The sequence below is a fragment of the Ruminiclostridium papyrosolvens DSM 2782 genome (assembly GCF_029318685.1).
Lineage (GTDB): Bacteria > Bacillota > Clostridia > Acetivibrionales > DSM-1351 > Ruminiclostridium > Ruminiclostridium papyrosolvens.
The window spans coordinates 4,227,477-4,251,242 of the sequence record NZ_CP119677.1; the positions used below are offsets into that span (position 1 = coordinate 4,227,477).

Consider the following 23,766-nt stretch of genomic DNA (forward strand, 5'->3'; position numbering starts at 1 on the left):
ATAATCCTCCTTTTGGAAAATTTGTTTGTCATTATTTTATTTTAGTTACACCATCAGTTGTAATTACCCATACACCGTTACTATCTGCATCATCAACAACCAGCAATACTTTTCCTGAGCCTACAGAAGCAGCAGAATATGAAGTCACTTCATTTTTTTCAAGATTAACACGGTCAACTCCGCCTGTTGTATAGCCTAACCACAATGTCTTACGATCACTTTTTAAAACAGAAGACGATACATTTTCCATAGTAGGGAAAATAGATGGCTTGATTGTAAAATCCTTATTAACAAAGGTCATAGCATTTGTAAGCTTAGAGCTTATTTCAGTTAAGTTATTGCTTGGAGTATATGTAGGATCTTGTAAAAACTTCACATACTGTTTTACAAGTCCCTGTGAACCCTTATCCGAAAAATCAGCTAATACATTAGCATAGGTATATTTTGTAATACCTGATTCCGGTGAAGCTCCTTTTATTAGTCCAAAATATTTACCAAACCAGTAAGGCATTGTAAATGTAGGAGCATAATCATATAAGTACCCTTTACCGCCTGTAAAATTGTAGTCCTCTGCCCAATTATAGCTTTTGATGGTATAGTCAGGATTTACTCCGCTACTGAGCAGTAAGTTTCCATTAAAGTTTACATTGTTGTCCACGCTTAACGGGTCATTGTTTATTTTCATTACACTTCTTTCATCAAATGGCAGTGCAATATTTGAGTACAATACATTCCAATTACGTGAACCAACAACATGAGTATAGATATCTTTTCTGCCTGATTGATAAGAAGGATAGTTTAACAGGTATTGAGGCAATCTATATAATTGTCTCATTGCACCTTTTAGGTCAATATCTGTTCTATCAGGATTTGCAACCTGTGCAAGGAAGAGATATGCAGGTGTTTCCCCTGTTTTCATATAATCAAACCACTGTTCAAAGCCTTCTCTTATGGCATTTCCTCTTGTTGTTCCCTGTTCTTCAAGGAGCAGCAGAGGCAAATATGACATGTAAGCGAGTTCCTGATCTGAGCCGTTTACATATGGAGAATAGCAATCCTGTTCCCACGCTCTTTGGAACCAGTATTCCTTTTTGGTCTTGTTATTCCAATCAGAAACTGAACTCATTGCCCAATCAGCCATGTTTTGTGTCAATTTACGTTCAAAATATGATTTCAGAATATCAACATAACCTACACCGTTGAGTTTTGAAAAATCAGCAGCTGGGCCTTTGGCAGCTTCTTTAACAACTTCACTGTAATTATAAGGCTTAAAAGCTGCTTCCCATGCAGCATTAATGTCAGCCACGTCAACTGCCAGATTATGATTACTATTCAGGTCAGCAACAATGTCCGAATAATCCTTTGCTATTTCCTGAGCTACTCTGATAAACATCATAACTTCTGCTGCTTGCAAAGGTGCATCTTCATAAGCATAGCTTGGGTTTATAGACCTGCCGTCGCTGTATAGGTTATCAACGTCGTCTTTTAAAGGTTTTTTAGTAATCTGTTTATTTTTTACTTCCTCAATTGTTAAATCTTTTGGAATAGGTTTTTTACCGCTTGGTGTTATTGAGGAGTTTACTTTATCTGTATAAGCTTCGGTCTCCACCGCCTGAGAAAAGTTTTGTGAACCGACTCCAACGCCTTCGTTTATATTGTCAGCATACCAAGTGACATACCATTTTGCCCAAAGTGTAGGTCTGCCATTTTCATCACCCATAAAATAGCCCTTATTAAGAACTATATTTTTTATCTGGCGCATACAGGACTGAACCATGAGCCTTTGTATTTCTGTTTCATCTGCCGTCATATTATCCATACTTGCAAAGAGGAATTTGTCGGCAATATAATATGAGAAAAATGCTGCTACTACTTCTTCAGAAGATGTATCGGTTTTGTATACTATTTCATTGTCCTTAGCTGACTTGTACCTGTCTCCATGATAAATATCATTATTACGGTAAAGCTTTGCCAATACAGCGGGTACTTCTTCCTTTATTTGTGAATCCAACTGAAAAACAACTCTTGGCATCATATGTGCCGGAACCTTTGAAACATCAGGAATAGCATCATTATTAGGGGCCATTATGGGACCGTTTGTTACTCCTCCTGATATAACGCCTTTAGCATCTACTTTATAGCTGTTGTCAGGGATTCCTGTTATGGGGTCACATGCCAGCTGCAGATATAAGTATGGTATTCTGATAGCGGCTGCAGGTCTTTTGCTCTTATCGCTTATCCCTGAATCAACGAATGTATATGTATTATCAGAAGCTACTTCCTTTACTATATAATTTCCCGAGAAGGTTTTCCAATAAGCGTCGTGCTTTTCGATAGCATCTGGTGTCATCTGATATTTTCCATCAGTTGTTGACATAAGTCCACCCGCTGCCCAGCTAAAGCCAACACCGTCAGTAGGATAATCTACTCCGTTAAATTCTTTAAAAACACCTGTTTTAGAATCACGAATCTTGTTTCTGGGTGCAATATAAGATTTTGAATCTGATGTTATTGAGCCGTCCGGATTGATATCCTTCTTCCAGAAAGCAACATCACCGATGTTATCGCTAAAGGTGTTTAAGCCCAAAGGATCTTTATACTTGCTTGTATCGTAGGTTCTTTTTGCAGAATCAGGGTCTGTTGTCTGATTTCCATTTTTAAAATACTCATCCTGATAAGTTGCATGGTATTGACGTGTAATAAAGCCGTCTCCACGTCCTGAAATATATCCCTGCAAAAGAATATTGGACAACATTCTCATGGCATTTTGTCTGGTTTCTACAGCCATCGGCTCTGCATCACTCATACCGTTCTGTTTCAGATATGCATACTTATACGCATCCCCGGCAAAACGCAGGGCTGTCCATAACCCGTCATTATTTGTAGAATACGGTGAATCCTGTGCAAATACACGTCCATTGACAGTGGTTAACTGGTCTGCATCTGTGTCAGTAGGTACGCTTCCTGCCGGGTGCGCACCATCAGAAGTATCATTACCATTATCATAAAGATGAACAATAGAATCATTTATTGCTCCTCTGATATCGGTAACAGGAGCCATCTTTTGATATATTGCATCTTTTTCATTTAATGTTCTGGCCACCATTTTTATATGTACTGCCCCAGCTGAATTTTTAACCCATATTCCATAAGAGTCATCGTCTTTTAATGCTGTTACAACATCATCACCGTTAAAAAGGTATCTTGGCCCGTTAAAATATTGTACAACATCGTCTGTATCAGGCTCAGCCATACAAACTCTCATTAAACCTTTATCTGTGCCTATCCACAATACTTCAGCACCATTGTTATCTTTTGACTTCAATGTTACCTTGACATTACTTCCTATTAGTCCTGCGGTGATTCCTGCACTTTGATCAGTACTTGTAGTAACCCATCCACTAGTAGGGATTCTGCTGTCACCGCCGGCAAAATAGTTTACTTCTTTCTGCAGCGTTACACGCTCAGTTACAGGTGTAAACTTGGTCACACTTCCACCGAGGGAAACGGGGACATAGCTCTTTGCAGATACCGGTAAATTTACCGAGCTTGTTATAACGGTTGCAGCTGCCACTGTTATGGCTAATATTCTTATGCTATTTTTAACCTTAAACATATAACCCCTCCATTATTTATTTTTGAACCGGAATATGTGTAACATATCCAGTGGTGATTGCCCATACTCCATTTTCTTCATCGTCAATTAAGAGTTTTACATCAGTTTCTTTTAACTTGTCATTGAAATTCTCTTGTTTCCCATCACTAACCTTCAGACGTATTAACCCCTGAGTGTTTCCTATCCACAAATATTCTCTGTTTGTACTGAATACTGATGTTGTTACATTGTCTCCAACCGGGAATACAGATGGTTTAATTACAAATTTATATGTCATAATTTCAGTACCGTGTTGTATTTTTATATAATCCTTAATATACTGAGGTACCTTACTTGAAACCAGAGCATTTGCGTAGGTATCACAGTATGGTTTTTCTGTCGGATTAGTAGGGGTTGTGGGGGTTGTAGATGTATCTGTTGGCTTAGTCGGTGTAGTAGTTTCTTCTTTAACTACGGCTTTTCCTGACGTGATAACTGAACCTGCTACTTTTACATCAACAAGTGTGACTGTATCTTTGACACTTGGAGCAACTATAAGATCTCCCGTAATATCTGCATCCTTTATTATAACTCCGGAGCAGTTTATTACTACGTTTCCCTTTGCAAGCTTGGTATAAGTTCCGGGCTTATATATATAGTTTGGTATAACATTGGAAACTATTTTCACAGCTTCTGCACGTGTCAATCCACCCTGAGGATCAAATAATTTACCGGGCTTACCTGATACAAATTCCTTTTCAAATAATGCTGCAACAGCCTCCAGCGCATAATCGGATATTTTATCAGAATCACCAAATGAAGGGGAAGAGCTTGCTTTTTTTATGCTAAATGCTTTTTTTATCATTATAGCTGCATCCTGCCTTTTTATAATAGCATTAGGCATGGCCTTACCATCATATCCGTTCATAATTCCTGCTGAGGCAACAGCAGTTATATGCTTGTAAAACCAATCAGATGATTTTACATCGCTGAATACCGCGTTTCCTTTGTCATACTTCATTATTTTGTTAAGTACCGCCGCAAATTCTGCTCTTGTTATTTGGTCATTTGGTCTGAACTTTCCATTTGACCCTGCCAATACCTGTGCATCACTCCATTTTTCAATAGCCTCTCCCGCCCAAAATCCCTTACTTACATCATCAAAGGACTGAGCCATGGAAACTAAAGGAGCGCAGGTCAACAGTAAGGCCGCAACTACTGCTAAAATAATAGCTTTTTTGAATGAGTGCCTTTTCATTCTTTTTCCTCCTTTAAATTGATTTTTATATTCGTAAAATGATACATAATAAGCGCATATATCATTTTCAAAAATATACAATTCTAAACTCCGTAATATCTTTCAAATAGCCTTTTATTCCATTCATCTCCGCCATCCATATTTGAGCTTTTAAAAACTGAAGGAATTATTCCTTTTAAAGACAGCTTTTTGGCCAGTATTATTGAAATAAACTGCGCTGCATAGGCTCCTGTAATTGTTGATACAGCCCCCATACACGTGCCGGCCTCCTTTACGAAATAATCGGCATCTCCTGTTCCCGTACAGTTATCAATGACAACATCAGCATATTGATAAAGATATTTTCCGCTTGGATGTCTGGATTTTTCGTTCTCAGGTTTCCTTGGATTAGTGAGGGCTATAACCTGTGCCCCATTCTCCCGTACAAGCTTTGCCAGCTCCACAATCATACCGTTTCTGCCGGAATTAGAAGCTATCAGCACTACATCTCCCTGTTTAATTTTGTATATATGCATAATGACCTCAGCATACTCGGCAACTCTCTCAACGGCAGTACTTTTTAGAGGATGCTCATGCAACATAAATTCAGATGGAAGTATAGGATATACATTTGCAAAACCGCCTGCTCTTGTATAGAACTCCTCGGCTATCATATGTGAATGTCCCGTACCTGTAACAAAAAATTTCCCGTCATTAATAACGCTGTTAGTTATCAGGTCAGCTGCAGCATTCAGGTTATCAATTTGAGTATTATAAAATTTCTCTATTTTATTAGTTATGTAGCTGTGAAAATCCTGAAAATAATTTTCCATAAATAGACTCCTTTTGCATCATATTTATATTTACATAATCTTACTTAATCGGATTTTTGGTACAAGAAAATTAACTAAAGAATTAGTGACTATAAAAAAAGCTTACCACCCGTATTTTTCATAACCCCATTTTTTAATTGTAAGCTCCTGCTTAACCTGTATAAGACTGTTTTCTTCAACATCACCCGTTAATATAACTCCAGGCCCTACAACACTGTAAGAGCCTATCTTGCAACCGGGCATCAGAATGGCATTCACACCTGTACGGCAGTAATCTCCAATATAAATAGCATCTCCATAGGATAAAGGAATTTCAATCCTGCCTTTTACCCTCTGACTTGGACTACCATCATCAAAACGTAAGGTGCCACATACGGTAGCCGCACCAATATCAACATAGTTTCCCAAGGCTCCATACATTTCACAGTAATGATACAGGTAAACCTTATCCATCATTAAGCCCCCTATAAATTCAGAGCCATGATCTAGAATACATTCTGACCCGATTGATACTCCATCATAAATATGACAGTAGTTTCTTATTTTTGTATTATCCCCAATTACAGCACTTCCGCTGATTATTGCACCATTGTCAATAACCGTATTCTCACCTGCAATAACATTACCTTCTATGACAACGTTGTCACCTATTACAGAGTTTTTTCCAAGCTCAACGAAACCTCTGACAATAGCTCTTTGAGAAATACCGGCTCCTTCTGCCAATTTATTTTCTTTCAACTTCCCCGTCCTTATTTTGACCATTTGTTCATTTGCTGCTAACATATGCCAGGGTTTATCTATATCAAAAAAAATACCTTGGCCTTCTATTGCTTTGATTTGACCCTGCTGTACAGGTTTTATGAGTCCGGCTTCAACGAAACGTTCTCTTGGAACTCCAACTCCGCATTTTACATTCGGGAAATAATCCGGTGCTTTTATTATTTGAGATATTATGTTAATGTCCAAATTGAAAGCTGCAAACTGGTGTGTTATAAGGCTGCCCCTGTAATGAGCTCCTATTTCACCTATCCTATTGTCTGAAACCGTTGCTCCTATCCAATTTTTTGCTGTTTCTGACAAGGGATACAAAAGTGCTGCGGGTTCAACTTCCCAGTAAAGTATTTCAAAATCCCTTTCGTCAATTATTGTGTCACCATATAATACTAAAATGTTATCATTGGTACACGCATCAGCTCCCGAAGCAAGGCTGTCGGCACTACCATAATTTTCATTGACGCAAACTATATTTATATTTTCAAGAGGAGATAAGCAAGCTTCAATTTCCCTTTGGTACGAAGACAAGGTCACTACTACAATGTCTTCGCACCCCATTTGAGCCAGCTTTTGGGCATTGTATCTTATTAAAGGTATTCCTGCAATTTTTATAGTTGTCTTTGATCTTACGGTACTAAAAGGGAACATTTTGCTGCCCACTCCGGCAGCAAGAATAACTGCACTCTTTTTTAATGCCATAGCCGCCCCTCCACCTGTAACTAATTATAATTTTGACAATATTACACGGTAACCTGAAAGTACAGTGCGCTTCCGAAATCCTGACTTCTGATAATTTTTTTAGTTAAATCAACAGCAGCTGCCTTTTCCATCTCGGTAACTTCAAATTCTATCTTCATTCCATTCTTTGAAATAAACTCATAATTTACATTGTCTTCCTTATATGAAGTAAGTGCGCCAATAATTTGGTTCCCCATAAGTACGGAATTGACTACTATTCTCATATTGCCATATCTCCTTAGTATTAGTTAATGGTTGCCTTATGTTAATATTTAACCAGTTTAAATTTATTACGGCCATATTTGATACTTTCTAACAGTCCATGAGCATCGGGATGAACAAAACCCAGTACATTATGCTCCCTTGATGGCCCTAAGTCCTCAAGATTAATCTGAAGTTCACCCATATAGTGTGATGCATTGGAGTTACATATTGTTACTGTATACTTTGAGCGGTTAGCACAGTATATTGGTGCTGCTTCTATGCCTCTGCTGTCTGACGCCCTGATTAATTTGGCTGGTTGGTCTGTTCTTGATGTTAATTCCATATTCAGAATTTTATCTTTTATTGAACTACAAATATATTGATTAAAAACTACCGGAATCTCTATGGTTGAGTTTATTGCACATCTGGCCATCATTTCAAGCTCACTGTCATCTGCCATGGAATCACCAATCAATACATAGTCAAAGCCTTCTGAGAATAGCTCCTGCATGGCTATATGTGGAGGCAGATATCTATGCTTTTCAACTGTCGGAACGCCATTACCATTTTTGTGGAGATGCTTGGGCGAAAATTGCGAAGCTACAAAAGCGCCAAGGGGTATATCATAGAATTCAAATAATTCTTTAGCATCTCTTACCTCTGAAATATCTACCCCTGTGTCAGGTAGCGGATAGAAATTATAACATGCTGTTAAGCCTTCTAAGCTACCTTCCTTTTTTATAAGCTCTAACAGGTCTTTTGTTTGATTATATGTATAGGAGTCTTTTTTCCCAACTGAGGCAGCACTTATTTCAATTTTTATACCGCAGTCATTGTTTGTAATTAAACATATCGCCGTGTCTGAAAATCCATCATCTATACGAAGTCTTTCTATACACATATCCTTCAACGGTTTTAATTTATTTAAGCTGCAGCCCAATGCCTCAAAAATTTCACGATTTATATCAGCAGTAATATGTAAACCAAGTTCATGGCAAATGCTATAAAGCTCTTTTAACTGCCGGCACTCAAATTTATTTGAAGTTTCAAAACCATGATTAGCTAAAATCAGTGAGGTGAATACCTTTTTAAATCCCAGTCTGCCTGCCTTTTTAAGGTACTTTGATATTTCTTCCATTGAGTAAAAATCGTTATATACGCTAACACCAATTTCTCTCATAGTAAACAGCCTCTCAATTTTACTCTTTCACGTAGTCCAGATAAGGTTTATGAGCAATTAACAATTCATCAAGTATTGCCTTGGCATCTGCATATTCATTTACAAGAGGGTTTGCATTTATAGCCATAAGTGCATCATGATAGCTCCCCGAAACAGCTGCCTTGATAGTCAATTTTTCATAGGACTTCACGTAGTTTATCAGTCCTGCAATTTTTGTATGGGCTGCACCTATATGAATCGGCTCGGCACCATTTCTTCCCACAATACAATTTGCTTCTATTACTGCATCTGAAGCTACATTTGTTATTGTTCCGTTATTCAATACGTTAATAGTATGTATTTCATTTTTGTCATTGTGTATGGCACTTATCAGTGAAATAGCTGCATCTGAATAGTATGCCCCACCCCTGCCTTCAAGCTCTTTAGGCTTTACATTTAAATTTTCATCCTTATACAGTTCAAACAGACTCTTTTCCAGTCTTTGTACCTGCATTGCACGAGAACCGTTAGTTCTGACACTCTCTTTTTCTTCCTCAAGCATGGTCTTTGTAATGTAATAATACCTATGATACGGGCTTGTAAGCATACCTAAACTTTTTATGAAATCAATATCCCAAACTATATCAGATATGGCTTCTACTTGTTCACGGTATTCAGGTTTATTATATTTTTTAATTATCTCATCTAAAATACTATGTCCATCCAAGTAAACATTTGTAATATAATTCATATGATTAAGTCCCACAAAGTCCGCTTCTACTCGCTTTGAATCCACCTTCAGAAGCTTTGCAATATCCATTTTAGTGCAAAGAGGAACATTGCATAGTCCCAGTACTTTAACCTTTGAATGCGTCTTTACTGCCTCTGTTATAATTCCTGCCGGGTTTGTGAAGTTTACAAGCCATGCATTCGGTGCCAAATCCTCAATTTCCCTGCAAATATCCAAAATCACGGGAATAGTTCGCATTGCTTTTGCAAAGCCTCCCGGCCCCGTTGTCTCCTGACCAATTACATCATATTTTAATGGAATAAGCTCATCTTTTTCTCTGGCCTTTAGTCCGCCGACTCTGAATTGTGTTATAACAAAGTCTGCAGCATTTATTGCTTCTCTTCTATTCAGGGTTGCAAATACTTTTATATTAAGACCGCTCTTCTTAACCATTCTTTTGGTAAGAGCTTCAACAATTTCCAACTTTCGTCTTCCATCCTCTATATCAACAAGCCATAATTCCGACACAGGCAATTCATCTTTCCTGTTAAGAATTCCTTCCACCAATTCGGGAGTATAGCTACTTCCGCCACCGATTACAGCTATCTTTAATGTCTTACTCATTTACTGTTCCCTCCCCTAATGCAATAATTAATGCTCCATAAGCCGGCTCATTCAGAGGTTCACATATCTGAATACCGGGTAGGCTTTTATTCATACCAGCCTTAAATAACCGCAAATAAATATCTGACTTCAACATTAAGCTCCCTGCAAGACATAGTCTGAACTCATTGGTCTTCATTTTTTTTGCAAGAGCTTTTATCATTGCAACCAATCTTTCTATTTCTCTATATAGAATATCCAAAGCAGCCGCATCACCTTTTTCCGCTTCTTCCTGTACAATAGGGGCTATTGCAGCAATTTTGTCTATACTGAAATCTTTATCTATATATATTAAATCCATAAAATCTTCTGGAGACTTTATTCCATAATAATTTAGTACTCTTTCGGTTAATGATGTATTTTCAATAATTTCGTCATAAGAATCCATTATTGCTGAAACTGCCTTTATTCCAAGCTTATAACCGCTTCCGTCATCGCTGGTCATATAACCCCAGCCCCCGGTTCTTACCTCTTTTCCTTCTGTGGAAATGCCTATGGCGATTGAACCTGTACCCGTAATTAAAAGTGCACCCTTTCTTCCGCCATTTCCGCCCATTAAAGCGATATACGCATCATTGAATACTTCAAAGTTGCAATCAAAACCACTATTTTTTAAAGCTTCTCTGTATATTACTTCATCCTGAGGTCTGTCTATACCGGCAGCGCCCATTGCCAGAGATGCATTTGCAAGCTGTTCTTTACCGAATTTTTCAGTCAGTTCAGTGTATATTGTTTTTAGAACCTGTTCTAATCCGTCTACCCCAATATTGTTATAGTTAGTTGACGGATATTTTTTTTCAAAAAGTACATCCCCGGTCAGAGACTTTTTTACTAATACTTTGGTTTTGGTTCCTCCACCATCTATTCCTATTCCTAATTTATCAGGCATCTGCAATCATATCCCTCTTAATTAATTTATTCTTTTCTTCCTCAATATCTTTTCCCTTTAACTTTTCTATAACAACCGTTTTAACAATATAATCATAGCCGGCCTTTGATTGATAATTTGCAAAAATGCTTAGTATAGATATAATAAATGGAACTCCCTGCAATAAATACATTAATATTATTTTTATAAAGCTTCTCACTGTCATAAGTAAATAATGAAGTATCACTCCACGATTGCCGTTTTGAGAAACTATGCGCAGCCCCATAATCAGCTTTCCGATTGTTGCTCCCTTAAAGAGTATCTGAGTAACAGTTTCATAGCCAAAATATATGAGCAATGATTGTATAAAAACCATGTTGAAGATAGCTGTTGAACTATTTACCAAGGACTGCCACTCCGGGGTATTAATCTTACTGTTTGCTTCTGCCATTGCTGCCATTACCACCGGAAAGTCAGGTAAGCCAAACAACTTATATAATAAGGTCAAGAGTACCGCCATTATACCCATGTCAATTATGAATGCTGTCAATCTACGTAGTCTGGAATTTGTAAATGCCTGTTTTAATGATTTCATACTCTTTCCCCCATTTTTTAATTTTGTCTCTGTAATATCTGCATTCTTGCCGGGAGTACAGATATTACAAAGACACTTTGATAAAGTAATAATATATATTGGAGTATTATTATTAAGCTACAGCTGTTACCTTCTCTTAAACCTGATTCTCAGAAAGATAATGCTTTTTGTCCCAAATTCTTATAAACGGAAGCCAAATTATAAAAGCTACCGCAAATAGTACTACTTGGGCAACAACACCCATAATATTTCCGCCTGTCATCAGGTAACCGCTTATAAAATATGGAGTTGTCCAAGGTATAATAACTCCCGTAGTGTACGGGAATATACCGATTAAAGTACCGAAATATGAAACAGTCGTTACGGCAATAGGTGCTAATATGTATGGAATCATAAGGAATGGATTTAACACAACCGGCAATCCGAATACAACCGGCTCATTTATGTTAAATATACCCGGAACAATTGCTAAACGACCAATCTGCTTTACCAGCTTTGATTTAGCAAATACCAGCATATAAACAACAACTGCTAAAGTCGCGCCTGAACCACCCATCCAAACTCCATTTTCATAGAAGGAATATGTAACAATGTTCGGAAGTTTTTGTGCTCCTGCTTTAAATGCTTCAAGGTTTGCACCGGCATTTGAAATCCAGATTGGCTCCATAACTGCTGTCATAATTGAAGAACCGTGAATACCAAAAGACCAGAGTGTATGTTCAAATAAACATGCAAATACTGTTCCTATGTAAGATGAACCGGCTAACTCTATCGGCTTCTTTAGTACGCTTTGTACAAATGTTGCTAAATCTGACCATGCTGTAAATGAAAAGCCCAATCTTACCAGCATAAAGAAAACTATTATTACAAATCCCGGTACAAGTGCGGTAAAGGAACGTGATACTGTGGGCGGAACAGATTTGGGCATTGTTATAACAAATTTTTTCTGCAACAGAAATCTATATATTTCTGCTACGCTTAATGAAATAACTATTGCAAGAAATAAATACTCAGATGTAAATACTGATGTTTTCCATGCTTCGACTGCTTCTTCTCCTGTGCCAAAGACACTTACAATATTAACAATAAAAAATGCTGCCACAGATAATACACCCGCAGGAATACCATCAATTGGCTTTCCGTCAACTTCATAACTTCCCGCTAAGGAATAGGCAATACCAAAGACTGCAATAAGTGATATGATTCCAATTGTTCCATTCACTGCAACACCCTCAAATGCTTGCCAATTTGCGCCGAATACGGAAGCCATAAAACTTTGGTATGCATCAATAGGTAACTCTGCTAAGATTAGAAAAAGTGAGCCTATAATGAGAAGTGGCATAGTAAACATAATTCCATCTCTCAGTGCTATGAGGTGCTTCTGATTTCCTATTTTTGCAGCAATAGGCATGAATTTTTCTTCGAAAAAACCTTGAACGTTATGTTTTTTGCTACTCATTTTACACATCAACTCCTTATATTTATTTTTTGTTATAAAGTGCCAGAGCATCATTAAGTACTTTTTCACCATTCATAAGTCCATAATCAGACATATTTATTACTTCTATAACAGAAATTTTGTTGGCATATTCTGCTCGCATTCCGGATATCATGTATCTTACCTGAGGGCCTAATAACAAAATATCTGTATCACCCAGATTGTTTTTTATCTCACCCTCTGCCAAAGCCTGCATCTGTACCTCAATCCCCTTAACCTTCGCTGCTTCTTTCATTCTTTCCATAAGCATACTTGTTGACATACCTGCTGAACATACCAAAGTAATATTAACCATTTTTATCCTCCTCCCCTTTTGATTATTTATTTTGTAAATCTCTCATACATTGTTACAATCTCTGCAGCTAAATCTTTAATTAATACGGCACTCATAAGATGATCCTGTGCATGAACCATTATCAGTGCTAATTCCATTTTTTCGCCCTGCATTTCTTTCGTAATTAAATCTGTTTGTATACTGTGAGTGTCCCTCAAGGCTTCTTTAGCCTTTTCAAGGCTTATACGTGCTTCTTCATAGTTACCTTCTCTGGCTGAGTATATTGCTTCCATTGCACAGCTTTTTGCGTCACCGGCTCCTGCAATAATAGACATAGAAGTTTGTAATATATCCATAATACTACTCCTTATTTTTATATTATATTATGTTAACTTTCACCAAGTCCACCTAAGAATAGTTGATTAATAGTTTCAGAGGCCTCTGCTTCGTCAATCCCATCAAACTGGATAGTCAGTTCATCTCCGAACTTTCCATTTAATGTGATTGCGCCTCTTACATTTTTCAAGTCATAAAGCTTTCCTTCTTTTACTGCGTTAATTGAGCATTTGAACGCCGCCGCAGTCCTTACCAGTTTAGCTGCTGTTCTGGCATGTATACCCAGCTGATTCATAACTTTAACATTAATTGAAATCATTTTATACTCTCCTATTGTGTATTTAATTAAAATAGAAATTAAAATTGAAACTTCGTTTTAAGATATTCTTCTACTTCATAAGCATCATCAAAAGCTAAAACTTTTTCTAAAACCGGTGCTAAATCTTTTTTATTAGTATTGCAAATCTGCTGTCTTACTGCCAGAATTGAAGGGATACTAACACTTAAGTTATCAACCCCCATAGCAACCCAGAGAGGAATCAGATACGGGTTTTCACCTGCATGTCCGCATATATCTACTTCAATACCATTGCTTTTACTGCAATCAACTATATCCTTTACTACCTTTAATAGTTGTGGGTGGAAGCTTGAATTTAAATATGCTACCTGTTCATTCATACGGTCTGCCGCAAATAAATACTGGGTGAGGTCATTGGTTCCTATACTAAAAAAGTCTACCTCCTTTACAAAGCGGTCTACCATCATGGCTGCTGACGGCGTTTCAATCATCATTCCGATTTGTGTATCCTTACAAAATGGAATACCCTTGCTTTCAAGTTCATTTTTAACTTCATCAATTAACTTCTTTGCACTTCTTAACTCCATTAATGTAGCTATCATTGGAATCATAAATTTTATGTTTCCATAAGTACTGGCTCTTAATATTGCGGAAATCTGTGCTTTAAAAATATCCGGATTTTTCAAACAATATCTTATAGCTCGAAATCCCAAAAACGGGTTTTCTTCTTTTTTAATGTTCAGATAATCAATGGACTTATCTCCACCGATATCCAATGTCCTTATTATAAATAGCTTGTCCTTATTCTTCTGAGCAATATTTGAATATATTTTATACTGAGTTTCTTCTGACGGAAGGGTTTTACTGTTTATGTAAATAAATTCTGTTCTAAATAAGCCTATCCCTTCTCCGCCATTTTCTAACATAAGATTAATGTCGTTCTCTGAAGAAATATTTGCTAATATTTTCATAGTAACGCCATCCTGAGTTCTTGTATCTTTGTCTATGAATTTTTTTAGCTCTATATTTTTTAAATTGTTTTTAGTTTGATACTGTTGATAATCTGAAATGTCATTTTCATTTGGATTTATGTTTACTTCACCGGTACTTCCATCAATAATTACTTTTTCTCCATTAGCAACTAATTTTTTTATATCCTTCAAACCTACTATACACGGGATTCCCAGAGAACGGGCAATAATTACGCTGTGGGAAGTCTTACCGCCATATTCCATTAAGATTCCTTTAATATTATTTCTATCCATGCTCATTACCTGGGATGGAAGCATTTCATCAGTAGCTATTATACATTCACCGGCCATGCAGGAGATGTCCTGTAGAGGCCTTTGGGCTAGTACCATTTGTACTCTTTTTTCCATATCATAAATATCAGACGTTCGCTCTTTCAGGTAATCATTCTCTATAGCCTCGAAATCCCGGATAAAACTATTTACACATTCATGCAGAGCATATTCACAGTTTACATGTTGGTCATTTATATATCTTTTTATATCATCAAAGAAGGATTCATCTTCCAGAAATAAGAGTTGATAGTCTAAAATACCTGCATTGTTGTCCCCTTGGCATTTAGCGTTAATTTCCATTACAGCTCTTATCTGTTCTTTTGCAATTTCTCTTGCATTATCTATTCTTTTGCATTCAGCTTCAATATTATCAATGATGTATTTATTTATTTCTACACTATCATTATTTACTATATAAATCTCTGCAAAAGCTTTTCCTCCTCCTGTTCCGATTCCGTTCATTGTATTACCTCCCTTAGGACTTCTGTCTGCATTTAAAGCCATATTCATTTTTTAACAACCCTATTCCTTAGATAATAAAAACTTTTCCATAACTTCTCCATAAACTGACATGTTATTGTCAGTAACAAAGCAAATTTTAATATTTTTTACTACGATATCATCAATTAATAAATTAGAATTAATGCTGCAATTAATGATAATTGACTGTTTTAAATCTCCCTCTACAACTTTTACATACATATTACCTTTTATATGTAATCTATTTTTTTCATCAGAAAAACAAATCCTAGTCAGATTCTTAATCTTTTCTACCTCATCCACAATGTCTTTATCTATTAATCCGTCTATAGTCTGAAGCAAGTCTTCAATAGTTTGTGGTGAGTCTTGAATATTGAAAGTTAATATCTGTATATTATTATCATTTCTTTTTGAGTTCTTTAGTATGTAACTGTTAACAAACCTTTTTATTTCATTGAGGTTGTCTCTATCCAGTTTTGCAGGCACCTGCATAACAGGTTTATTTTTGTAGCTCAGTGGCATAGTAGAAATAATAAATTCATAATTATCATGATTTCTTAAATTCAATTGATAATATGAACAAATATCTACAATTTGTAAATTAGGAATATACTTTGATAACTGATTCCTAATTTCTATTGCGGCTTTTAAACTGTTATCGGATACTATAATTGCTTTATTTTTCCGCCATTTTCTTTCTCTTGCTACTAAAAAATATCCTGCAACCTCTAATATCTCATCGTTGGAAATATTGACCGTAACATTTGCATATTTTTTATATAGTGTATCGGTAGTCCAAACAGCCATATATATATCCTGCAAAACATCGTCAACATTTACATCCTGTGAAAATACAATATTAGCATTGTTCTTAAGTCTGAAAATTGATGTTTTTAAGTAAAACATTAATCCTAAAAATAGTATCTTGTCATCTGAGAAATCTATATTCAAGATATTTCCTACATACCTGACTATTTCATAGACCAAGGTTTTAACGTTACTGGGGATATTTAATAAGGCATCATCAATATTCATTCTGTCTGTGCCGCTGTAGATATTCAATCCCATCAAATGCATACATATATAAGCAAATTCAGCCTGAGGAATTGATATTTTAAATTCCTCTTCTAATCTTGACACAATGTATCTTGCAACCTGAGTTTCAATATCATTACACTGGCCTTCAATTAATTCGCTCTCATCGTCAACTTTTATTCCTTTGAGTAATCTGCCGATACTTATTACCAAATGAGTAAACATTGAATTATAATGTTCCTCAGGCATAAAGAAGGCAAATTTCTTCTCAGCATTGTGGATTATGTTACCAATTTCGTCGATATTAATTTTAGGATATATTTTTACAATTTCATTATACTTATTGCTATTTTGATTTGTTTCTATGCCTTTAAGTATTTTTGTGTCAGGTTTTTTAGTGTTTATGTTACCTAATTTCAACACAGCAACAATTGCATTTCTGATATCCTTTTCACTGCCTAAAATATATACACCCTTATTCTGCTTTTTTTCAACCTCCAGATTATATTGTTTTAACCATCTGTTAATCCAATCCAAATCTTTAAGAATTGTGCTCTTACTTACATAGTACTGATCAGCAAGGAATTGCGTGGTTAACTCCTCATTGGAATTAATCATCATATTCATTATTTCCAATCGTCTCGTACTATTATCCATCTGTATTTTATTAGTTGCTAAACTGTTTATATCCAACTCATTGAAGTTAAAATCAGGTGACTTGGATTTCAATCTTATTCCTGAACCGCTTTTTCTCTCAATGTATAACTCATCTGAGTTAAAGCATTCATTAATATGGTCATCCAATTTTTCAATATCACTTCTTATTGTCCGAGCTGATACATTTAGCTTTTTTGCGATATCTTTTACAGAAATATAATCAGAATTACCTAACAGTAACGATATAATCTCCATAGTTCTTATCTGAGATTGATTTTTCATATTGCACACTCCTAAAATACTTTAATCCTAATCATCAGTGCGCTTATCATGTATTCAGTTTATATCATAATTTTTTTTTAGTCTACTTGCCAATATTCCTTTTTTGTTTACGGTATTGTTGCAATTTTGGAATAATTTTATCTAATTATGTCGATATATGAAGATTTAGGCATATACCGATATGAAATGAGTATCGAGATTCAGTCGAAATGTGAAATGCTTTGATTAGACATGAAGAAATGCTAAAGCAATATAAATTGTATTCATATTGCTTATAATATTGTTCTAAGGGGTTAAGGTTATCCCATAAGTAAGAGTGTGTTACCACATTCTTTCAATCCCCGTATCTGTTATTTTTATTGCACCCTCTTTTAGTAGTCTTCCTACAGCTCTTTTAAAAGCTGCCTTGCTCATGTTCAGTTCAGCTTTTATAGCTTCAGGGGAGCTTTTGTCATTAAGTGCAATAGTTCCGCCGCTTAATTTAAACATTTCCATAATTTTCTGAGAATCGCTCTCAATTTCGTTATGGGCTTCATTTCTCAGGCTCAATTCCAGCTTTCCATCCTGCTTTACCTTTTTAATTCGTACATTAACGCTGTCGCCTTCCTTGCAATTACCATATAACTCCTTATTGGGAATCAGGCCTTGATACATGTTGTCCACTGCCACAAAAGCTCCTAACTCCTTGCTGATACTATAGACGGTTCCAATTACTCTGTCATTTACTTTATATGGCGATTCACTGCTTAGTAAATTATATATATTCATAGTTGCAGATAATCTGTTGCTGCTATCTATATACAAGGCTACTAAATATGAGTCACCTTTTTTGACATTCCCCACCTGTTCTCTGAAAGGTAAAAACAAGTCCTTCTCCAATCCCCAATCCAGAAAAGCTCCTATATTTGTAGTTGCCACTACTTGTAAAACTGCCAGTTCACCAAGTGTAATTTTAGGTATTTTCATTGTGCATATCATTCTGTCTTCAGAATCCTTATAAACAAATACATCTATTTCATCACCAACTTGAACATTTTGAGGCACCTGATTTTTTGGTAATAAAATATCCTCCGGGCTTTTATCGGCTTTATCATTCATATATACGCCAATTTGTGTCTTTCTAATTACTTGAAGTTTTTGGTTTTTCCCTAATTCAATCACGTTATTCCGTCTCCAATACTTATTATTTTTTTGGCTTTGTCTTCTTTGCTTTGATTTTTTTCGCTATCTTTGGAGCTCGAGGGTCCTTCCAAACTTTATTCTTCTTTTTCTTCAACTTGTCAGGATTTTTAAATGACATTCAGTTCACACCTTTCATTATAATCTTCCTTAGTATACACTTAAATTGTATTTATTGTTATAATTTTTTTGCAAAAAAAGAATGTGAACCTGTCAAATTCACATTCTTAATTTGCTACCTGAAAAAATTACCATTTTTGATTTTTAAGCTTTTCAAAAGCATTCTTTATAAGTGAAAAATCTTTTATTTCTTGTTTGACAACTTCCCCGATTTGAATTGGAAGCACGAAATTAATATTTCCACCGTTCATCTTTTTATCATGTAATAGAAAATAATACACTCTCTCCCCATCGCAATCCTGCATACTATTAAATACACCTATTCGATTCAGAACCCTTCTTATTCTTATGATTAAATCACCTTGGCATAAACCCAGTTGTTCTGAAATATAGCATGCTCCCATAATACCTAAAGCAACACACTCACCATGTTTATATTTATAATCCATGGCACTTTCAATAGCATGACCGAAAGTATGTCCAAAATTTAAGATTGCTCGTTCCCCCAGATCCTTCTCATCCCGTTCAATTACGCTTTTCTTAATATCACAGTTCCAAGCAATCAGTACTTCCATAATATCAGGTTCAAGATTTAAAATCCTATCCAGATTATCCTCCATATATCGGAATAACTCTGCATCCTTAATTATTGCATGAACCAGTATCTCTACCATGGCATTCTTGACTTCTTCTTTTGGTAATGTTTTAAGTACTTTATAGTTTGAATAAACAAGGGACGGTTGATAAAATGCCCCTATTATATTTTTTGTCTGGTTTAGATTTACGGCTGTTTTTCCGCCGATACTGCTGTCCACCTGTGCCAGCAAGGAGGTCGGAACATGAATTAACTCTATACCTCTCATATAAGTGGCCGCTGCAAAGCCTGCAAGATCACCGATAACTCCGCCTCCAAAACTCAAAACAACATCTTCCCTGCACATTTTATGCAGGATAAAAAAATCATATAGTCTATGTGTCATATGTAAAGATTTGCTTTTTTCACCCGGCTCAACAGAATAAACAAACACTTCTTTAAAATGTTTGTTTACAGCTTCCCTAAGCTCATCTATGTGCAGCAGCTCCACACTTCTGTCTGCAACAATTACACATTTATTCTTATTGCGAGCATACTTCGATATTAGTGAAAAATCTTCTGTTATAACAATGGGATAAGAATGCTCTCCTAAATTAACTTTTAATTCTTTCATAATAATATTAGTCCTAACTCTATAAATTTATGATTTAAAATTACGAATTACTTCTACAATATCATTAATCAGTGCTGCGTCTCCCAAAAGTATATTGTGACTCAGGCAGACAACTTCATCGCTGATGCGCTGGGAATTAGCACAAGTTTCATCCATTCTCCAGGCAGCTGCAGACAATGTTTTAAATACGGGAAGTTTATGGATACACTCATAGGAGCGGTTTACCGGTATTCCGGCATTCTTTAAATATTCTACAAATTCTGCTCTGGATGCTCCGCCAAAAGCATTTTTATCATAATAAAACATTACCATATAATGAGGATGAACCGTAATATCTTCATCTGTTGTCTGTAATATTATTCCCGGAATATCTTTTAAGCCTTCTGCTAAATATTTATAATTCTTTTCTCTCAGGTTGATTTGCTCAGATAGTCTTGAAAGCTGTACTCTTAATATTGCTCCTTGTACTTCTGACAATCTTGAGTTACCGCCTATTAAAACATGCTGATAGGTGGTATCTCCCTCAGCTCTTCCGCAATTTGCTTCAAGGAGTACCTGATTAAGCAGCTTTTCATCATTACTTAGTATAATACCACCCTCTCCGGCAGTAATCAGCTTAGCATTTTGAAAGCTAAAGGTACTCATTATGCCAAAGGAACCTGCATTTTGTTCTTTTCTCATTGCGCCATGTGCATGTGCAGAATCCTCAATTACAAAAAGCTTATGTTTTTTTGCAATTTCATTAATTGCATCCATATCCGCTATTTGCCCTGCCATATGTACCGGAATTACTGCTTTTGTTTTATGAGTTACTGCCTTTTCTATTTTTTCAGGGTCGATACAAAAAGTATCTTCTTTTACATCTACTAGTACCGGGACAGCTCTTACTGCCAATACAGCAGACACTGTAGAATAAAAGGTAAAATTTGGAACAATTACTTCGTCCCCGTCACCAATTTCTAAAACCTTTAAGGCAATTTCCAAAGCAACGGTACCATTTGCAACTGTAAACCCACCTTTACAACCATGATACTGTGCAAATTCTTTTTCAAATAATTTAGCCTGTGTTCCTGCATTACGCCACCAACTTTCTGATGCTAAAACTTCCTTTACTGCTTCTTCTTCCATTTTATCTGCAAATGGCCACTTGGGTATATTCGTTATTTTTTTACTTGCTTGCATAAATACCTCCAAATTGGTTAAGTTAATTTTCATTATTTATTAAATTCATTTTGTATTTTCTTCACTGCTCCTACAATATCCCTTAGGTCTTCTTCATCACCCTCCAGTGTACGGTGATGAAGCCATATTATGTTTTCTCCGGCTTTTTTTGAATTAGTTAAGTCATGCTCCTTCTTTTTGTCATAATTAACGTTTCTTCCATTAAAATCATTTTCAGCAAAAAACTTTGTATCTGACAAAACAGGAAAACAAACACAGGCCGGTATTCCTTCAGCCTTGAGATATTCAACAAACTCCTCTCTGGGCAGTCCTGAAAAAAATGACTTGTCATAATAAAACATGTACATGTAATGGGTAAAAATTGTAGCGCCTTCTTCTCTTCCCTGTGGCGTAATGCCCTTTACATCTGCAAATAGTTTGTGAAGCTCTGTTGCATGTTTGTCACGAAGCTTATTCAGCTCATCAACACGCTCCATCTGTGCCAAAAGAAGCGCAGCCTGAAATTCATTCATTCTATAATTTGCTCCGCGTATTACATGTTCATAAATAAGGTCATTTTTTGGCCTTCCAACATCCTGAATTACATATGCCTTTTCATAAATATCTTTATTATTTGTAACCATTGCTCCGCCTTCACCGCAGGTCATCAATTTACCGTTTTGAAAGCTGAATATTCCAACATCACCAAAGGAACCAAGTCTCTTATTTTTCCATTCCCCTCCATGGCCATGAGCAGCATCTTCAATCACTATAATGCCGTTTTTCTTTGCTATTTCACAAATCTCCTCCATACGACATCCATGTCCTGCCATGTGCACCGGAATTACTGCTTTAGTTCTAGGGGTAATTGCCTGTTCAAACTTTTCAGGAAGCATACATAATGTATCAGGGTCTATATCAACCAATACAGGAGTTGCGTTACAGTTAGTAACTGCCAGACCAGTTGAAATAAACGTCATCCCCGGTATAATAACCTCATCGCCTTCACCAATTCCGAATACTGAAAGCGCCAGCTCAATTGCACTTGTGCCATTGGTAACTCCAAGGCAATAAGAACAGCCTTGAAATTCAGCAAACCTCTTTTCAAATTCTTTAACCTTACTTCCTGTCACTCTCCACCAATTTTGGCTTTTTACTACTTCAGTAACAAGATTTATTTCGCGTTCATCGTAAATGGGCCAGTTTGGAAATGGCTTTTGTTTAAGTGGAGTTCCTCCATCTCTTGCTAGTACCTTCATTTTGAAATTCCCCTACTTTCTTGTAAAATAAATACAAATTAGTTAAAATGCAACAATATATTTATTTTCTACACAAAGCCATTATTTTCCTGCAAAGTAAACATAAAACTACCAAATTTTGCTTAAAATTGCATTTCAAAGTTTATCCTACATATAAAACTCACCTATAGCATTCACAATTATTTTCCTCGAAGTATTTTATCCAGAGATTTTCCCTTTGCCAATTCATCAATCAGCTTATCCAAATATCGAATTTCCTGCATGGTGGGCTCTTTGATATCTTCTACCCTGACACCACAAACAACTCCTTTTATCAGAGTTCGTGACGGGTTCAGAAAGGGAGCATCCTTAAAGAATGTCTCAAAATCTGTTTGTTTATTTAGCTGTTCCTCAAATTCCTCCTGAGTGTATCCAGTTAACCAGCGAATGATTTCATCAACTTCTGATTTGGCACGTCCTTTTCTCTCCGCCTTTGCTATATATAGAGGATAGACTCTTGCTACACTCATTGAATATATTTTGTGGTTGGACATTGCAGTTCCTCCTGATATGGATTATTAGAATCTTAAAGGCATTCGCAGAACATCTTGTGGCTTTTTTTCATGGGCTAATACCCCAATTTTTCATTAATAATAATAACTCTGATTCTATCCTTTATAAATTGTCCCGTAATTAAAACGAAATCATTGCAAATTCGCTCTTTATGCTTGCAATCAATGCACCTCAGCAAGGAAGTGCATGGAGTATTTTTTCCTAATCTTTTCGCATCCAGGGGAGCCGCTATCTGGCGTGTTCGTTTTATTGCAGAATCTATATCACTTGTGATTTTATTGCTTCCGATTACAATAATAACCTGTTTTGGGCCATATAGCATAGGAGCTACCCGACTACCGTTTCCATCAATATTGAATATTTCGCCATTCATTGTAACTGCATTTGTACCTGATATAAAAAAGTCTGCAGAAAAGTTGTCCAAGTAAATTTTTCTCTTTTGTTCTTTTGATAATCCCGGGACAAATTTATCATAGAAGCAGTATTCTCCGTTTCTTAACCATTCAAATATGCCTGTTTGTTCTAAAGTGACCGAATCCCCGCATCCAATAGTAGAACCTACAGGAATTAAGCTTTTTAAAAGACCCGGCAATTCTTCACGACTATTTACAAAGTTGGCTGCTATATTGTTTCTATTCAAATTCTGTATTAATGTACATATCTCTTGGTTCATAAAATTCCCCTTTTCTCCCTCCATTGAAGTTCCCTTATGTAAGTGATATATACC

21 protein-coding genes are annotated in these 23,766 nt (G+C 36.1%); all 21 read right to left on the minus strand.

The annotated features are described in order from the left end of the window. Positions 1–31: 31 nt before the first annotated feature. The 21 genes from P0092_RS18640 to P0092_RS18740 all read right to left on the minus strand — a co-directional run bounded on the left by P0092_RS18640 (position 32) and on the right by P0092_RS18740 (position 23,712). Positions 32–3,616: a hypothetical protein gene (locus P0092_RS18640; RefSeq protein ID WP_004620571.1), complete on the minus strand. Its 3,585-nt coding sequence runs from the start codon at positions 3,614–3,616 to the stop codon at positions 32–34. 16 nt (positions 3,617–3,632) lie between these two features. Then, on the minus strand, positions 3,633–4,853 hold the full coding sequence (locus P0092_RS18645) for an S-layer homology domain-containing protein (protein ID WP_040759149.1): 1,221 nt from the start codon (positions 4,851–4,853) through the stop codon (positions 3,633–3,635). An 83-nt stretch (positions 4,854–4,936) separates the two neighbouring features. Then, complete coding sequence (locus tag P0092_RS18650; protein ID WP_004620569.1) at positions 4,937–5,665, minus strand: SIS domain-containing protein; 729 nt, start codon at positions 5,663–5,665, stop codon at positions 4,937–4,939. A gap of 102 nt (positions 5,666–5,767) precedes the next feature. Next, positions 5,768–7,138, minus strand: coding sequence for a sugar phosphate nucleotidyltransferase (locus tag P0092_RS18655; RefSeq protein ID WP_004620566.1), 1,371 nt, complete (start codon positions 7,136–7,138; stop codon positions 5,768–5,770). Between the two features lie 41 nt (positions 7,139–7,179). Further along, positions 7,180–7,401: a hypothetical protein gene (locus tag P0092_RS18660; RefSeq protein WP_004620564.1), complete on the minus strand. Its 222-nt coding sequence runs from the start codon at positions 7,399–7,401 to the stop codon at positions 7,180–7,182. A gap of 41 nt (positions 7,402–7,442) precedes the next feature. Further along, entirely contained in the window at positions 7,443–8,561 is a 1,119-nt protein-coding gene (locus P0092_RS18665; RefSeq protein WP_004620562.1) for a MupG family TIM beta-alpha barrel fold protein, read from the minus strand. A 19-nt stretch (positions 8,562–8,580) separates the two neighbouring features. Beyond that, positions 8,581–9,894, minus strand: coding sequence for a 6-phospho-beta-glucosidase (locus tag P0092_RS18670; protein ID WP_004620561.1), 1,314 nt, complete (start codon positions 9,892–9,894; stop codon positions 8,581–8,583). After that, positions 9,887–10,822, minus strand: coding sequence for an N-acetylglucosamine kinase (locus tag P0092_RS18675; RefSeq protein ID WP_242831782.1), 936 nt, complete (start codon positions 10,820–10,822; stop codon positions 9,887–9,889). The genes P0092_RS18670 and P0092_RS18675 overlap by 8 nt, the downstream gene beginning before the upstream one ends. Continuing rightward, on the minus strand, positions 10,815–11,396 hold the full coding sequence (locus tag P0092_RS18680; protein ID WP_004620555.1) for an RDD family protein: 582 nt from the start codon (positions 11,394–11,396) through the stop codon (positions 10,815–10,817). The genes P0092_RS18675 and P0092_RS18680 overlap by 8 nt, the downstream gene beginning before the upstream one ends. Before the next feature lie 136 nt (positions 11,397–11,532). Further along, the gene (gene celB / locus P0092_RS18685; protein ID WP_004620553.1) at positions 11,533–12,855 is read right to left on the minus strand and encodes a PTS cellobiose transporter subunit IIC; all 1,323 of its coding nucleotides are present in this window, start codon (positions 12,853–12,855) and stop codon (positions 11,533–11,535) included. A 22-nt stretch (positions 12,856–12,877) separates the two neighbouring features. Beyond that, the gene (locus tag P0092_RS18690; RefSeq protein ID WP_004620551.1) at positions 12,878–13,189 is read right to left on the minus strand and encodes a PTS sugar transporter subunit IIB; all 312 of its coding nucleotides are present in this window, start codon (positions 13,187–13,189) and stop codon (positions 12,878–12,880) included. Between the two features lie 26 nt (positions 13,190–13,215). Further along, on the minus strand, positions 13,216–13,524 hold the full coding sequence (locus P0092_RS18695) for a PTS lactose/cellobiose transporter subunit IIA (RefSeq protein WP_004620550.1): 309 nt from the start codon (positions 13,522–13,524) through the stop codon (positions 13,216–13,218). A 32-nt stretch (positions 13,525–13,556) separates the two neighbouring features. Continuing rightward, a complete protein-coding gene (locus P0092_RS18700) occupies positions 13,557–13,823 on the minus strand; it encodes an HPr family phosphocarrier protein (RefSeq protein ID WP_004620547.1) in 267 nt (88 codons plus the stop codon). 38 nt (positions 13,824–13,861) lie between these two features. Beyond that, entirely contained in the window at positions 13,862–15,616 is a 1,755-nt protein-coding gene (ptsP, locus tag P0092_RS18705) for a phosphoenolpyruvate--protein phosphotransferase (protein WP_276186991.1), read from the minus strand. A 12-nt stretch (positions 15,617–15,628) separates the two neighbouring features. Then, positions 15,629–17,560: a BglG family transcription antiterminator gene (locus tag P0092_RS18710; RefSeq protein WP_004620543.1), complete on the minus strand. Its 1,932-nt coding sequence runs from the start codon at positions 17,558–17,560 to the stop codon at positions 15,629–15,631. A gap of 321 nt (positions 17,561–17,881) precedes the next feature. Beyond that, entirely contained in the window at positions 17,882–18,721 is an 840-nt protein-coding gene (locus P0092_RS18715; protein ID WP_004620540.1) for a CvfB family protein, read from the minus strand. A gap of 266 nt (positions 18,722–18,987) precedes the next feature. After that, on the minus strand, positions 18,988–20,067 hold the full coding sequence (gene aroB / locus P0092_RS18720; RefSeq protein ID WP_004620535.1) for a 3-dehydroquinate synthase: 1,080 nt from the start codon (positions 20,065–20,067) through the stop codon (positions 18,988–18,990). A 27-nt stretch (positions 20,068–20,094) separates the two neighbouring features. Beyond that, positions 20,095–21,249 carry a DegT/DnrJ/EryC1/StrS family aminotransferase gene (locus P0092_RS18725; RefSeq protein ID WP_004620532.1) on the minus strand — a complete coding sequence of 385 codons (1,155 nt, stop codon included), beginning with the start codon at positions 21,247–21,249 and terminating at the stop codon, positions 20,095–20,097. Positions 21,250–21,281: 32 nt separating this feature from the next. Then, positions 21,282–22,487 (minus strand): DegT/DnrJ/EryC1/StrS family aminotransferase, encoded by a 1,206-nt coding sequence (locus tag P0092_RS18730; RefSeq protein ID WP_004620531.1) that lies wholly within the window; start codon positions 22,485–22,487, stop codon positions 21,282–21,284. A gap of 179 nt (positions 22,488–22,666) precedes the next feature. Beyond that, on the minus strand, positions 22,667–23,020 hold the full coding sequence (locus tag P0092_RS18735; protein WP_004620529.1) for a DUF2200 domain-containing protein: 354 nt from the start codon (positions 23,018–23,020) through the stop codon (positions 22,667–22,669). Between the two features lie 74 nt (positions 23,021–23,094). Next, complete coding sequence (locus tag P0092_RS18740; RefSeq protein WP_040759147.1) at positions 23,095–23,712, minus strand: lactate utilization protein; 618 nt, start codon at positions 23,710–23,712, stop codon at positions 23,095–23,097. Positions 23,713–23,766 lie beyond the last annotated feature (54 nt).

Coding starts and splice junctions, on each gene's coding strand:
- P0092_RS18645 (WP_040759149.1), bottom strand. CDS start 4,853: ATGAAAAGGCACTCATTCAAAAAAGCTATTATTTTAGCAGTAGTTGCG.
- P0092_RS18660 (WP_004620564.1), bottom strand. CDS start 7,401: ATGAGAATAGTAGTCAATTCCGTACTTATGGGGAACCAAATTATTGGC.
- P0092_RS18700 (WP_004620547.1), bottom strand. CDS start 13,823: ATGATTTCAATTAATGTTAAAGTTATGAATCAGCTGGGTATACATGCC.
- P0092_RS18640 (WP_004620571.1), bottom strand. CDS start 3,616: ATGTTTAAGGTTAAAAATAGCATAAGAATATTAGCCATAACAGTGGCA.
- P0092_RS18655 (WP_004620566.1), bottom strand. CDS start 7,138: ATGGCATTAAAAAAGAGTGCAGTTATTCTTGCTGCCGGAGTGGGCAGC.
- P0092_RS18725 (WP_004620532.1), bottom strand. CDS start 21,249: ATGCAAGCAAGTAAAAAAATAACGAATATACCCAAGTGGCCATTTGCA.
- P0092_RS18680 (WP_004620555.1), bottom strand. CDS start 11,396: ATGAAATCATTAAAACAGGCATTTACAAATTCCAGACTACGTAGATTG.
- P0092_RS18650 (WP_004620569.1), bottom strand. CDS start 5,665: ATGGAAAATTATTTTCAGGATTTTCACAGCTACATAACTAATAAAATA.
- P0092_RS18730 (WP_004620531.1), bottom strand. CDS start 22,487: ATGAAGGTACTAGCAAGAGATGGAGGAACTCCACTTAAACAAAAGCCA.
- P0092_RS18740 (WP_040759147.1), bottom strand. CDS start 23,712: ATGAACCAAGAGATATGTACATTAATACAGAATTTGAATAGAAACAAT.
- P0092_RS18675 (WP_242831782.1), bottom strand. CDS start 10,822: ATGCCTGATAAATTAGGAATAGGAATAGATGGTGGAGGAACCAAAACC.
- P0092_RS18710 (WP_004620543.1), bottom strand. CDS start 17,560: ATGAAAAATCAATCTCAGATAAGAACTATGGAGATTATATCGTTACTG.
- P0092_RS18665 (WP_004620562.1), bottom strand. CDS start 8,561: ATGAGAGAAATTGGTGTTAGCGTATATAACGATTTTTACTCAATGGAA.
- P0092_RS18735 (WP_004620529.1), bottom strand. CDS start 23,020: ATGTCCAACCACAAAATATATTCAATGAGTGTAGCAAGAGTCTATCCT.
- P0092_RS18695 (WP_004620550.1), bottom strand. CDS start 13,524: ATGGATATATTACAAACTTCTATGTCTATTATTGCAGGAGCCGGTGAC.
- P0092_RS18670 (WP_004620561.1), bottom strand. CDS start 9,894: ATGAGTAAGACATTAAAGATAGCTGTAATCGGTGGCGGAAGTAGCTAT.
- P0092_RS18690 (WP_004620551.1), bottom strand. CDS start 13,189: ATGGTTAATATTACTTTGGTATGTTCAGCAGGTATGTCAACAAGTATG.
- ptsP (WP_276186991.1), bottom strand. CDS start 15,616: ATGAATATGGCTTTAAATGCAGACAGAAGTCCTAAGGGAGGTAATACA.
- aroB (WP_004620535.1), bottom strand. CDS start 20,067: ATGAAAGAATTAAAAGTTAATTTAGGAGAGCATTCTTATCCCATTGTT.
- celB (WP_004620553.1), bottom strand. CDS start 12,855: ATGAGTAGCAAAAAACATAACGTTCAAGGTTTTTTCGAAGAAAAATTC.